11 protein-coding genes are annotated in these 12440 nt (G+C 45.4%); all 11 read right to left on the bottom strand.

Going from position 1 to position 12440, the window contains the following annotated elements:
• Positions 1-51: 51 nt before the first annotated feature.
• Positions 52-240: an XkdX family protein gene (locus tag ACWJJS_RS03970; protein ID WP_015387951.1), complete on the bottom strand. Its 189-nt coding sequence runs from the start codon at positions 238-240 to the stop codon at positions 52-54.
• Positions 237-599 carry a hypothetical protein gene (locus ACWJJS_RS03965; protein WP_423056969.1) on the bottom strand — a complete coding sequence of 121 codons (363 nt, stop codon included), beginning with the start codon at positions 597-599 and terminating at the stop codon, positions 237-239. Before ACWJJS_RS03965 ends, ACWJJS_RS03970 begins: the two co-directional genes overlap by 4 nt.
• The gene (locus ACWJJS_RS03960) at positions 596-1828 is read right to left on the bottom strand and encodes a phage baseplate upper protein (protein ID WP_025852356.1); all 1233 of its coding nucleotides are present in this window, start codon (positions 1826-1828) and stop codon (positions 596-598) included. Before ACWJJS_RS03960 ends, ACWJJS_RS03965 begins: the two co-directional genes overlap by 4 nt.
• A gap of 16 nt (positions 1829-1844) precedes the next feature.
• The gene (locus ACWJJS_RS03955) at positions 1845-4337 is read right to left on the bottom strand and encodes a peptidase G2 autoproteolytic cleavage domain-containing protein (RefSeq protein ID WP_454023337.1); all 2493 of its coding nucleotides are present in this window, start codon (positions 4335-4337) and stop codon (positions 1845-1847) included.
• A gap of 108 nt (positions 4338-4445) precedes the next feature.
• Entirely contained in the window at positions 4446-6149 is a 1704-nt protein-coding gene (locus ACWJJS_RS03950) for a phage tail spike protein (RefSeq protein ID WP_454023336.1), read from the bottom strand.
• Positions 6150-6160: 11 nt separating this feature from the next.
• Entirely contained in the window at positions 6161-7000 is an 840-nt protein-coding gene (locus tag ACWJJS_RS03945; protein ID WP_188322848.1) for a phage tail domain-containing protein, read from the bottom strand.
• Positions 7000-10875: a phage tail tape measure protein gene (locus tag ACWJJS_RS03940; protein WP_139885411.1), complete on the bottom strand. Its 3876-nt coding sequence runs from the start codon at positions 10873-10875 to the stop codon at positions 7000-7002. The genes ACWJJS_RS03945 and ACWJJS_RS03940 overlap by 1 nt, the downstream gene beginning before the upstream one ends.
• Positions 10876-10887: 12 nt before the next feature.
• Positions 10888-11073, bottom strand: a complete 186-nt coding sequence (locus ACWJJS_RS03935; protein WP_223255071.1) for a hypothetical protein — start codon at positions 11071-11073, stop codon at positions 10888-10890.
• A gap of 2 nt (positions 11074-11075) precedes the next feature.
• Complete coding sequence (gene gpG / locus ACWJJS_RS03930) at positions 11076-11414, bottom strand: phage tail assembly chaperone G (RefSeq protein WP_065180836.1); 339 nt, start codon at positions 11412-11414, stop codon at positions 11076-11078.
• Positions 11415-11465: 51 nt separating this feature from the next.
• Positions 11466-12074: a major tail protein gene (locus tag ACWJJS_RS03925; RefSeq protein ID WP_065180837.1), complete on the bottom strand. Its 609-nt coding sequence runs from the start codon at positions 12072-12074 to the stop codon at positions 11466-11468.
• The gene (locus tag ACWJJS_RS03920; protein ID WP_257645416.1) at positions 12075-12428 is read right to left on the bottom strand and encodes a DUF3168 domain-containing protein; all 354 of its coding nucleotides are present in this window, start codon (positions 12426-12428) and stop codon (positions 12075-12077) included.
• Between the last annotated feature and the right edge of the window lie 12 nt (positions 12429-12440).

Here is a 12440-nt window from a genome sequence, read left to right as displayed (position 1 = left end):
TTGTTATCACCTCCTTCGAGGCAAAATAAAAAACACCTCTCCGGGTGTTGATCAGTTTGCGGCGCCGCCTAAATCCACACTGACAGGCTGTTTTGTCATCGGATAGGTTAAGCCGGTTATTTGTTTGTATTCATCTTCTGTAATTCTTCCCCACTCCACAAAACGGGCCACGTCTGCATTACTGTAATACTGCGGCCCCCATCCGTAGATGGTTTTAACGCTTGTAAACCAATCCATCATACCCCTTTCCCTCCCTCCGCCAGCATTAGATAAAGATTGGCAATCATTTGCGCTTGTGACTCGGCCAGGCTCTGCGCTTCCGCAAGCTGCGTTGTAATGGCCGCATTCTGAGCTTTCAATTCATCGACGGGAGAAGGAACCCGTCCGCTTTCAATTTGCTTTTCCAAGGATTTTTTCTCTTCCTCTGTGGCCGCCTCCGTCCATATCTTCTCAGTTGGATGATACATCGCCTTTATAAAAGAAGGAGGCTGGACCATTGTGCAATTATCAGGAATTGTATAGTTTCCTTCTTCATCAGGCTCAATTGGAACGGGTTTGGTCAAAATGAAATTTTCATCATACTCATAAACCTGAATCATGCTGTCCCTCCTTCCTGAAAGCCCACGACCACATCCAGATAGTAGCCTCCGCCCATCTTACTTGAGTCCGCCGGGTCCGGGTATTTTATTTTCAAGTCTCCATCATCATAAATGATTAAATTGGCTGTGCCGCCTGTACCACTTAACGGCACTGTTATAACGGAACCGCCAGCAGGTGCGTATTCCGCGGGGATGGAGCCGAATATAATTTCGGCGTCTGTTTTCACATGCCCCCGTAAGATTAAAAACGCCCCCCACTTTGCGTACATCGGTGTCCGCGTCCCTGCGGTGGCTCCGTTCTTCAGCATGATGTTTGCATAGGTGGCAGCCCCGTTCCATATCTTCCGTTCAGCTGCAGAGGTGTGCCTCTCTTGGTTGTAGTTATGGGCTTTGAACTGCCGGGTCATATCATCCCAATAAGCTTGATCTTCGGCCGTAACGTGAATGTCAGTGTTGCTGGCGTGCGTGTTTACTTTATCCTGAGCACCCGAAGGGGTTTCCTTGGCGTCCCAAGCCTTCCGATCTGCTGCAGAAACATGCTTTTCTTGATCGTTCGCATGGGCGTCTACTTTCTTTTGCGCGCCGGAGGGGGTTTCCTTGGCATTCCACGCCTTTCTTTCGGCAGCCGTAATATGCTTTTCTTCATCATTCGCATGTTCATTTGTATAAGCCTTGGCCTTTTCCTCTGCAGCATTCGCTTTTTTCTGCGCGCCCTCTTTCGTTTCAATAGCTTCCAGATCGGCAAATTTCTTCTGTAATTCCTCGACAGTCTGACTGATTTCTTCGACGATGTGGTTTATCCCGTCTCTCAGCGTTTCAAAATCATCAATGTAATAATCAGCTGTCGGAACGATGTTCTGATCCTCTAACGTTTTGGCGATAGAGAAAGTAAAAAATGAAGTCGCCAGCGCTTGGCCGTTCGTGTAATATAGTTTGATTTCCGCCTTAACCGTTCCGTAATGCTTGAGTTCTGCATTGGACAACACATATTCCGCTGTGCCGTTTACCTTGTCAGTGATGGTGAGGCTCTTTTTATAAAACGATCCATCATCATACAGGAGGACAATTTTTGCATCTACGGCTGACAGAGGCAACGGCACACCATCCTTTGTAAAAGAAAAAAACAGCTTTGCGCTGCCAGTGTCCTGCGTCATAAATTGTATATTTGTACTCCGGCCATTGATTGGATTTGTATTAATGTTGATCGGCACGCTGCCCGTTTTATACATCGTCGCTTATCCCTCCTTAGTGCTGCGGCGTAACCATCATTTGAGCCACGCCGTATCCCTTTTCCGTATCATACGGGGATTCTAATCTCATCACGGTTCCGTAGCCGCCGCTTTCCGCCTTTGTTGCGATGCCGTCAACTGCTGAAACACTATCACCGATGTTAACGGTATCATCCACCCGCACGAAGACTTGGCCAATCAAACCAATAATATGCCATTCGTCTCTTTCCTCTCGAGGCTTATACTCGGCTTCGGGGTCATAGTTCGGGTTCTCAGCTGGAATCGAAATGATGTCGTCACCGTCAAATACTTCTCGGTAGATAATGCCGCCAAATTCATCACGAAGAAAACGATCATTCCAATAGAAGGCAGCTCCGCCAAGCACAACACCGGCAGTTTTGGAAACGACCCCAAGTATCTTGTCGCCTTCTTGAGCTTTACGGATTTTGTCGCCCTCTAACGCTACAAGATAAGACGCCTCTATCTTTGCTCCGTCAGCTGATTCAAAATACTCCGCCAAGTCTTTTAAATTCGATACGCTTTCTATTGCGCCGGTGGACCGCACTGTTCCGCCCTTTGCGTTTAATTCAATTTTTTTGTTGGCTTCCGAGGCTTTGCCGTTTCCATGGCCTAAAACCATTGTGTAAGATTTGCTGTTCTTAGTAGCCTTGGAGAACATGACACCCGAGGACGCCCCGTCTCCTGTTGTGTGAGAATCGTATGAAAACATGACACCGTTGCGCGATCCTTCCGAGGAAGAACCTCCCGCATTTCCTGCAAGCAGATTGCGCTCACCCTTCGCGTACGTCGCCCCCGTACACGCAATAATCGCACTGTATTTCGTCAGTGCATGGCCGGAGCCGGAAGCTGCTCGAAAGCCTCCCTTGACGTTATTCGGAACGACTGAATGCTTTTCCCCCGCAATGACAGCCGCATCTTTATAGCCGTAAGCTCTGACAAGAAAAATATTGGTCTTGGTGTTCGGGGATGTAATGCCGGCCGTTCCGCTTGCCACATGCATAAGCCCATTTAACAAGTTAACATTATATACGCCGCCCCCTATCGCGATGCCGGTTCTTGCGGAATCATGGATAACAAAATCAGAAATAAATACATCGTCGGTCATCTGTTCGCCGCCGGTAATATAAATGTCACAATCAGCCTTTTTAAATCCGGTAATGTGCAAGTTGTTTACTGTTATCTTCCTGCTCTTATACTGGAAAGCAATGATCGAGCCGTCTTTGTAATCATATGTTGGATCACCTATGGCTTTGAATCCGATAATCTGAACACGCTGGTACGCCGAAACGACAAGGGCTTTCGGAGCTAATCCTTCATAAAGCGAATTATAGACGGGTTCCCGGGATGTGCAGTCTACTAACGTCACATCACGAGCCGTCTCGCTCCATGGGTCTTTTACAAGATGGTGATCAATATGCCGTAAATCAAATGACCGAACGTCACGAAATGATTCATGACCGCGAATGTGAACGTCACTCGGTGCCGGCCATTCCTTATGGGCTTTTACCTCTACGCCCCGCACATTCCCCTCTGTATAATTATCTATAACCCAGACATGCTTGGAGCCATCATCCACTTCAATTCCGTTTGAATTGGCTCCCCCTTTACGGTGTGCGGTGCCACGCGGGTTCGTCATCACATTATTTGTGATGAAAATATACTCGCTGTAATGGGTCGTAATGCCGTCGTCACCATACCCCGAGCCGACACACTTGTCGATCCAAATATATTTGCTCCCCGTTGCCGTGTAATCTTTTGCTGTAATGTCATAAGAAGGCGCTGATACATCAAAACAATGTAAGCCGGGATTAATACCTTCAACGCCGCGCGCAATACCAAACTTTACTTGCGCGAAAAGCAGACAGCTTGAATGTACACCTCCGGTTGCGCCTACGCCGCCCTGACGATCAGGATTCCAGTCAAGCGACATACCTTCCACAACGATATTCCGGTTGCCTTTCGCATGATCAGCATTTGTGACAACCCACTCACTGGCCGGCGTGTCCTCGTGCAGTTTTAGCGTGGTGACGCCCATGCCCTGGCCGATCAAATACGTCCATGACGGCAGCTTTACGCCCCTTATCACGTATTCTCCGGCTGATAGATTGAGCCGCACCTTTCCGTTTCCAATCGCTCTTTTGAATGCTTCTGTGCTGTCTGTCTCCCCGGTAGGGTCGGCCCCGTAGTCGTCTACGTTAACGTTTCTGGTGATCTTACGTAGAAGTTTGTTATATTCCTTGTCGAGACGCTCTTTCAGCAGTGGGGCAATTTCCCCATCAGCATTAACACGGGCGTCCACTACTTCTTTTACATTTGTCCCGTCGGCATTAAGAATGAGATTGCGCACCCGATTATAGAGACTGTCAATATAAGTTCGTAAAGAAAAGCCCCCGTGATCAATTTGCTCAGAAGTATGTGCTGTAGCAGCTTTCTTATGACGGGTAATTTCACTTTCAAGTCCGTTTATGCTACTCTCGATCGCTTCCATATCACCAGATAGCTCATCCTCATAACGAGAGTTTCTAGTGGTATCGTAATTTTTTTTCAACCTCAACACTGTATTCACTCTCCTTTTCGACAAAATAAAAAACGCCTATCAAAGCGCTGTGAGTATTTGATCAATATATCGTTTTTGTTCTCTCAGTTTCTTGGCCTGATTCACTGCAATATCTTGTATGTCTTTTCTGAAATTGGCAAAAGTCAGCTTCGGGCTGCTGTATGGATTCAACGGATTGTATTGAATCGTTAAGAGCCGCACATCATCCTCATAAGTCGTTCCGTCTGCTGTGTCGGCTAAAATGTGGACTGTATCACCTTTCCAGAACGGCTTTTCAATTTTGAGCAATTTCGGTTCGTATACATATTGATAATCCACACTGACGACTGTTTCCGGATATGGATTCACATGTTTTTTCAGCGCAGAAACCATGCTACCCGACTTTTTTATAGTTTCGTCTCTGATCGGGTCGGCCCACTTCGGTTTCCCTTCCCGCAGGAATTTCTTTTCCTCTGGATGGATATACAAGATCGGCTCAAATACGTATTTCGGTTTTTTGCCTGTGCTCTTACTGTCTTTAGACATCGCACCATATCCCCATGCACGGGTAGAGCAATTTTGCGAGTTGGTTTTGATACTGATGCCCGGCATATTGTAACGAGAGTCAAATGTGAAAGGAATCTCTTTCCCCATTTTCTTATAGACATGAATTTTATAATTATCCACGTCAAGCTCTAACTCATAATCATTTATGAGCTGATCTATTAATTCAGTGGAGTTTTTATCACCGAAATTTTCTTCTTCAGCGGTAGCGAATTTACTTTCAGGCTCTTCCAACACATATGAAAAATCAGTACCTTTTAACGCAATGTCAAAGGCCTCTTTTACGGTCAGTTTCTTCGTTACTGTATCATCCACTCGATTCTCAGCAAGCAGAACGGTAAAAATGTGGTTGGCCGTGATTGTTTTTGTCAGGACGTTTTTAGCCTGCTTCAGGTCTACATCTGTAATATAGTATTTTTGTTGTTTGAACCTCCTTTCGTCAATGTAAAGAATATTGTCGTTGATCAGTAAATCGAATTCAGTCGCATTGCTCTCTGTTTTGGTAATTGTAAAGGTAAAGCTCTTTTTTCCGGTAGTATCGTCTGTAAGATCAACGATCACGCCTGTTACTTCCACAACGTCATTTCCGTCTTTCGTGGAAACATGCAGTTGAGGAAAGTCCACATCTGACGGCAATTTTTTATTAAGAGGGATGTCGTTACCCGCGTATTCTTTACTCGGAAAGCTCGGTTCCTCTTCTGGGGTCTCTGGGGATTCTGGATCATCAGGCTCGTTCGGCAATTCTGACGTATCGTCATATTGCATCAACTTATACTGTTCGACCATGGTAATTAATTTATTAGCATAGTTGATGTCTGTTGCGTAGCCAGCTTTTTGAACGGCTCGGCATGCTTTTTTATAATCCGTTTCCCCTACCACTGCTTTATACCGCTCAAGACGATTATATAAGCTTCCCAGATCGGCCAAACTCTCAGCGTATGAAGGGTACTTTCTGAATTTAGCTTGTACCCTCTCCACATTTCCGTATTTGTCCTGCTCGCTGGTCCACATCAACACGTATTTTCCGTTATAGGTTCCCTTTACCCCAAACAAATTGTTAGCTTGTTTGGAAAGACCGCTCGTGCCGAACCCACTTTCCAGACAGCCTTGAGCAATGACAAGGCTGGCAAGGACATTATATTTTTTTCGTACCTTTTGCGCCCCTGGTACCAGGCTTTTAATAAAGTCAGCCGCAGCCATGTCATCCCTCCTCACTTATAATAAAAACGAGTATCAAATAAAATTTCAAAGTCATTTGAGTTTATAATTTCAAAATCGTTCCATCCTACATCCAGTGTCGGCAGACGGCCGGATGTTTTCAGACGCTTATCCCCGATTACAGTGTACTGCCTGATGAATGTGACTTTTTGCGAGCGTTTTAGCTCCTGCTCAATTTTCAATTTTTCCCCGTTCGTTCGGTTCACAATGGTTACGTTTGTGCCTTTGGCCCACAGAAAGACGTTATAATCATGCTGCAGAGTGTTGACCGCGGCGCCGCCGGGATTGTAAACACTGAACCGTTTTTGGTTCTTGAAATGATATTCAAGATCATCTCTCCGAAGGATTCCCATGCCGGGACTCCAGTGCTCTCCATTGAAATTCTGGATGGTAGAAGAGGTATATTTCGACTCGGCAAGCCCCAGAATGTCCGTGAAATCTACTGTAAATGTGGCATGGTTTTTCTGTTTGTCCTTGGTGATAGTAAAATTCCCGTCACACGTAACAAGGAACCGACGGTTAGGCAGAAGGTCCGTCGAAATATAATAAGGAAACGGCTGCACTAACAATGAATAAAGTTCATGCCGGTTCTGATAAAAGGTTTCGGCAATGACGGAATCTAATAAAAAATCAACCTTGATGCCTCTCTCTTTGTAAACAACGTCCCGGGGGTGTTGCGGCAGTACTAAACCGTTTATCCTTGGAAGGGTTGTTGTTTCTCGTTCAATATTCGGTGAGTCAGGCGTGAAGCTGCGTACCTTAAAACGGGGGAGAATGCCTGTTAAACTTTGTTCCCCCATACCGTTATTAAAATCAATATATAAATCTAGCATTATGATCTGACACCGCCTTTATAGGCATTCTGGTTGTATCGGTCTGCAGCTTTCTGGTCAAGTATCCTGCCATCTCCTTTTTCAAAAGCGATCGTCGCAATTTGTTGGCCGTCCATATGCACCGCAGCCGGATGGATGATAATAGGCTGCTGAGGTATCGCGGCCTGGCCTGCCCCGCCAGACTGTTGCTGTGACAGAAGTGTGATTAGAGCGTCGAGTTTTTGGTTTAAGGCAGGCGTGTCAACTTCATTCCGAACAGTAAGCTCCGACTTCATTGAAATGAGCTGATCAGCAGCCCCCTTTATATTGAAAGCCATCTGATTTAATTCCTGCTTAAACGAGGTCATCGCGTTCTGTGCCATAAAAGCAGCGCTTTGTTTTACGTTTTTGGCTTTGTCCTCTATCCCTAACGCAAACCCATCAGAAAAGTTGTTTCCTTCCGCTTTTGTTAGTTTGGAGGGAGAATGAGAGTCAATTGACTTTTTTAAGGTCCGCAAGGCGGATTTCCCCAGATTCCATGCCGCACTGAAGAGAGAGCTGTTTTTTGATCCCATTCCATTTATAAAGCCAGTAACAAAATCGGTACCGACACCTTGTGTCTTAACGCTTTTCAGCCCTGTTTTTGCACTGTTTGCAACACTTTTTCCGGCGCTGTTTGCTGAGCCTTTTTTGCTAAGAACGCCGCTGGCTAATTCAGTTCCGGCCTTTTTACCGCCTCCGCCGTCTGAGGTTTTGGCTAAATTGCTCGTTACCGATGAGCTAAGAGAGCCGGCCGCAGATGTATTGGCGCCTTTGGTAGACGTTAAACCAGCTTTATGCTTATTTCCTTTGTTTTGTCCTGCTGCATTTGCTTGCCCGCCGCCTTTCCTCATCTCGCTTAAAGCAGATTGGAGTATAGACGCCCCCGCTTGTGCATTACCGGGCTTTGTAGAATTGATACCTGTACGAAAGGCATTTCCTTTATTTTGTCCGGCCTGTGCGGGCGTGGCATTATCTGCGGAAAGCGAATTGTTAAGGGCTTGCTGTAAGACCGTTCCCCCACCAATCACTGCTGGTGTGGACTGCTTCAAACCGGCAGAAAAATCCTCAGCAACCTTCTTCCCTGATTGGCTGGCGCTTGTCGGCTTATCTAATTCCCCTTCAACATTGGCAACCATCTGACTTGCTTCTTCACGGGCTTGTTCTTTGGTCATCCCCATACCTTGGTAAAACTCTTCTAAAGCCTGTTGGGTTGTCTCAATTGCTTTTTCTTTGGACTGCCCTAATTTTTGAAGATAGTCTATTTGCCGTGCCGCCCATCGTTCTTGATATGCGGCCTCCTGTTCTTCAGCTTGCGACGCTATTCCCATAGAGTTAGTAGTAAACTCCGTTTGTCTCTCAAGAGCCTTTCCTGTTTCTAAATCAAGGAGTTTCCCATCTCTCGACATTTTAGAAAACAAGGCTCTCGAGTTTTTTTCGTAGACATCGGTATTTTTGGTTAAAGCTGTATTATAGTCAGCTGTGCTTTTGCTCAGTAATGATCTTCTTTGTTCAGCCTCTATATATCCCTGCGCAAATAACTTCTCAATAACATCATTTCTGTATTCCATGTCTTTCTTGGCGGCTTGTTTACCATCGTCATAGACTTTTTTAATGTCGTTGTTGTACTTCTGAGCTTGTTTAAATGAAAGCTGTCCTTGCTGATCCGTTACTACTTTTTGCATTGCTAATGCTTCTTTTTGATTGGCCGCAAATTTACTTGTAGACAATTCAAAATAGGAAACAATGTCATTGAATTGCTTCTTTTGTGAGGCATTCATGTTGGAAGTGACGAGGCCCGTCTCTTTTTGTAGAGCATTTAACTGTTTCAGTTTATTTCTAGCCTCTTGCATATCTTTATCAATTGCGCCAACCATCTTGTCAGTCATCTTTTCGCCGGCTTTTTTTGTTTTCTCATCGGTGTCCGCGTATAGCCCTTTTAAGACAACCAGAGCATCCTTTTTAAGCCCTTCAAGTTCTTGTATCAGCTGGTCGCGCATATTGGCATAAGTTTCAACTAATTTAGCTGACATCTTCTGAGCTTCTGAACCCGATACCCGGGTCAATTCAAATAGCTGTAGTTCCGCCTTTTCCCTTAAATCCACATAGGCGGAAGCAGATTTTTGTGTTGCTTTAGAAACGCCCTCGCCGTAAAGCAAGGCTGATTCTCGCGCCTCTTCTTGCTGCTTTTTCTGGTTCTTCAATTGTTCAGTGTAAGCGTAAGTAGCAACTGAAATGCCGCCAAGCAGCGCTGTACCTCCGACAATCGCAAGGCCAACAGGACCGGTAAACGCTAAAAGCGCCCCTATTCCAGCTGTAAGCGTGGCGACGGCTGTCGTAACTCCTAATACACCTGTCGCCAGAACGGCTGTTTTCGCTATAGTTTGCACGGTACCGGAATCCAGATTATTAAACATCATAATCAAGTCGCTGCCCTTGTTTGCTAAATCGCCCAGGGCAGGTAGCAGACTTTCCGTCAGTTTGATTTTTGCTCCTTCGAGTGCTGACTCAAAAGCTATTATGCTTCCGTGTGCATTATCCAGCATTGTATCCGCCATCTTTTTGGCGGCTCCATCTGATTTTTCAAGCGCCTTAGTATTATCCCCCAAAGCCTTTGAACCTTTTTGAAGAAGGACAGCCCAATGTTTATATGCTTCAGCGCCCACAATCGTTTTTAATGCGGCCGCCTGTTGCTCTTTGGTCATGCCTTTCAGACCTTTTTCCATTTCCTCAACGACTTCCGGCATGCTTTTCATGTTTCCGGCTGCATCGAAGAAATCAAAACCTAATTTTTTGACAAGCTTCGACGCCTTACCCGTCGGCGAAGCGAGACGGATCAAGGATGTACCAAAAGCCTGCCCTGCAATTGAGCCTTGGAGACCTGCGTCACCAAAAGCCATAATGGCGGCCGCTGATTCTTCCATTCCCCAACCGAGAGAATTGGCATTCGGCGCCAAAAACTTCATGGCTTCGCCCATCTGTTCAACGTTGGTGTTTGCGTTGGCTGCGGCGTAAGCAATGACATCCGAGGCGTGCCCTGACTCTTTTGCTTTTAGAGCAAAGGCAGACATGATATTTGATGTAATATCCGCGGCCATTCCTAATTCCAGTTGACCGGCCGCCGCCAGACTGAGCATTCCCGGCATTGCGTCATAAATGTCATTCACCTTAAATCCAGCCATTGCCAAAAAACCCTGTGCATCCGCTGCCTGACTTGCTGTAAAGACAGTGGTTGCACCGAGTTCTTTTGCTTGCTCTCTCAATTTTGCGATCTCTGCCGCCGATCCGCCGGAAATGGCCTGGACTTTACTCATTTGCTTTTCAAAGTCCATACCGACCTGAACAGCATCACGTAGAGACAGAGCCAGCGCACCAAAGGCGATGCCCGATGTCATAGCTACTGACGAACCAACGGAACGCATTTTTCCACCAATTGAATCCATTCGTTCGCCCATGATCCGAACACGGGAGGAAGCTCTTTTCGCTGCCTCCTCTAACGTTTTTATCCTCTGAGTCGTACTATTTAGCGCGTTTTGCGTCTTATTCATTGCGGCAGTAGCATTATTTAAACGGCGGGCGAGGGTTTGCGTTTCTTTTATGTCTTTCCCTTTTTTTATAGCCGCGTCTGCGTAAGCTCTCTCAAGAGCCTTTACTCTGCGTTTATGTGTTTCCAATTGTTGTGTTAATGTTTTTTCGGTTACTTGAGCAGTTTTTAATTCGTTTCCCCACACACCCACTGCCGTACGGTTTTTTTCAAATTCCGACTTCAAATTTTTCATTTGAACAGCACAGGCGCTCATTTCTTTTTTAAACTCAGATGAATTCGAATACAGCCTGACCTTTATGTCTTTGCTCAACCGGGCACCTCCTTATCCGAGAAATTGATCAATATATACAGGTTCATCATTGTTTTTTGCCTTCGTTTGGGCCTTCTCTTGCGATTTTCTCCGAGCCAGTCTTTTCAGATGATAGACAATGTCCATTTCGTCAATTTGATTCTGCGTATATCCTATTTCCTCAAGGGCGTTATACATATCAAGGACTGACTCAGACAGACTTACTCCCCCGGCTCTTCACCACTGGGAATTTCTTCGCCATTTAAAAGAGCCGTTGCATCTGCAATGTTCCCCAACACATACTGTGCAGCAGCAAAAATTGTCCTTCCTGCTAACCGGGAGTCAATCCCTTCTTCAAACTCATCAGGCGTGAATTTCTGGCCAAATGTATTACAGACAAATTCAATTTGTTCATCAGTAAAAAGGCGTTCTGAATCTTGGGATTCAAAATCATCAGTGATTTTTGCAGCCTTCCGGAACAATAAACCTGTAATGTGGTCAGGTGTAACAAATTTTTTATCTTTACCATCAAGCCGAAGTGTAATAGACAAAGCTTCCATGTAGGTTCCTCCTTTTTCATATAAAAAGAGCGCTCTCAGGCGCTCAATTAATTATTTACCGACATCAACGACAGGCGTTCCCTCTTTCGTGATGTCCTTATAGACAACTTGTTTGAACCATGTTTCAGCGTTAATCCCATTGGCCTTATCTTCTTCTGCTTTTGCATCCCATCTGCGCTTACCCTCTTTTACATTAGTAAGAGGCATGAATTTAATTTTGACCTGCGCTGTTTGGGGCGTAGCTTTCCCCTCGTCCGTTTTGTGTTCAACCGGTACTAATTCTGGGGTTCCTTTAAGCACCCAATAGTATCTGTACCCGCCGGTAGAGAGCTTGGCCCGGAAACCAAGAGCAATCTCCAATGTCTTATCATCAGCACTAGAAAAATGGATGCCATTCTCCACTTGCTTACCGAAAATCCTTGACTGCATGTCAAGAGGGAGGTCGGCAACTTCCATTTCACCATCAATATCACCTAAACTATTAACAGTGGCATATGCCACGTTGTCAGCATAAAAAACCTCTTGTTCGGATTTAGGATCAATTTTCAAGTTAACGGCACCCGGTAATTCTTGCGGATCAGAGAATTTCAATTCATCTTTCGTGTCTTTCAATACTTCGGCGATATGAAACATATCCAAGCCGGATAATACTTTCCCCATCTACTTTCCCTCCTGATAATAGGTTTTTTTATAACGTCTGGCCTTATGAAAGACCTTTGTATCTGTTTCGTATAAATCTTGAGAATCATATCTGCTGTATCCGATTTCCCGCATAAGCCTGTCTATTTCGGCAGCAATCGCTGTTTCTTTGCCGCGGGTGCTCGCTTGAGTGAAAATACTGATTTGATAACGCACCTCAAATGAATAGACCTGGTTGTCTGCAAAATCCGCATCAGCATCTTGAATCTCCGAAAAAACTACTCTCGGAAATGCGCTGACATCATTCGCAACGAGGTTATGAATTCCGCCAGACGCCAGGGCTTTTAATAAAGCACTGGAATTAAGTGTACTCACCAATTCAATTTT

It is taken from the genome of Bacillus sp. JK106 (assembly GCF_053663355.1).
The sequence above is the reverse complement of the archived record's forward strand: the minus strand, read 5'-3'. Positions and strand labels throughout refer to the sequence as shown.

Coding starts and splice junctions, on each gene's coding strand:
- ACWJJS_RS03970 (WP_015387951.1), bottom strand. CDS start 240: ATGATGGATTGGTTTACAAGCGTTAAAACCATCTACGGATGGGGGCCG.
- ACWJJS_RS03965 (WP_423056969.1), bottom strand. CDS start 599: ATGATTCAGGTTTATGAGTATGATGAAAATTTCATTTTGACCAAACCC.
- ACWJJS_RS03960 (WP_025852356.1), bottom strand. CDS start 1,828: ATGTATAAAACGGGCAGCGTGCCGATCAACATTAATACAAATCCAATC.
- ACWJJS_RS03955 (WP_454023337.1), bottom strand. CDS start 4,337: ATGGAAGCGATCGAGAGTAGCATAAACGGACTTGAAAGTGAAATTACC.
- ACWJJS_RS03950 (WP_454023336.1), bottom strand. CDS start 6,149: ATGGCTGCGGCTGACTTTATTAAAAGCCTGGTACCAGGGGCGCAAAAG.
- ACWJJS_RS03945 (WP_188322848.1), bottom strand. CDS start 7,000: ATGCTAGATTTATATATTGATTTTAATAACGGTATGGGGGAACAAAGT.
- gpG (WP_065180836.1), bottom strand. CDS start 11,414: ATGGAAGCTTTGTCTATTACACTTCGGCTTGATGGTAAAGATAAAAAA.
- ACWJJS_RS03925 (WP_065180837.1), bottom strand. CDS start 12,074: ATGGGGAAAGTATTATCCGGCTTGGATATGTTTCATATCGCCGAAGTA.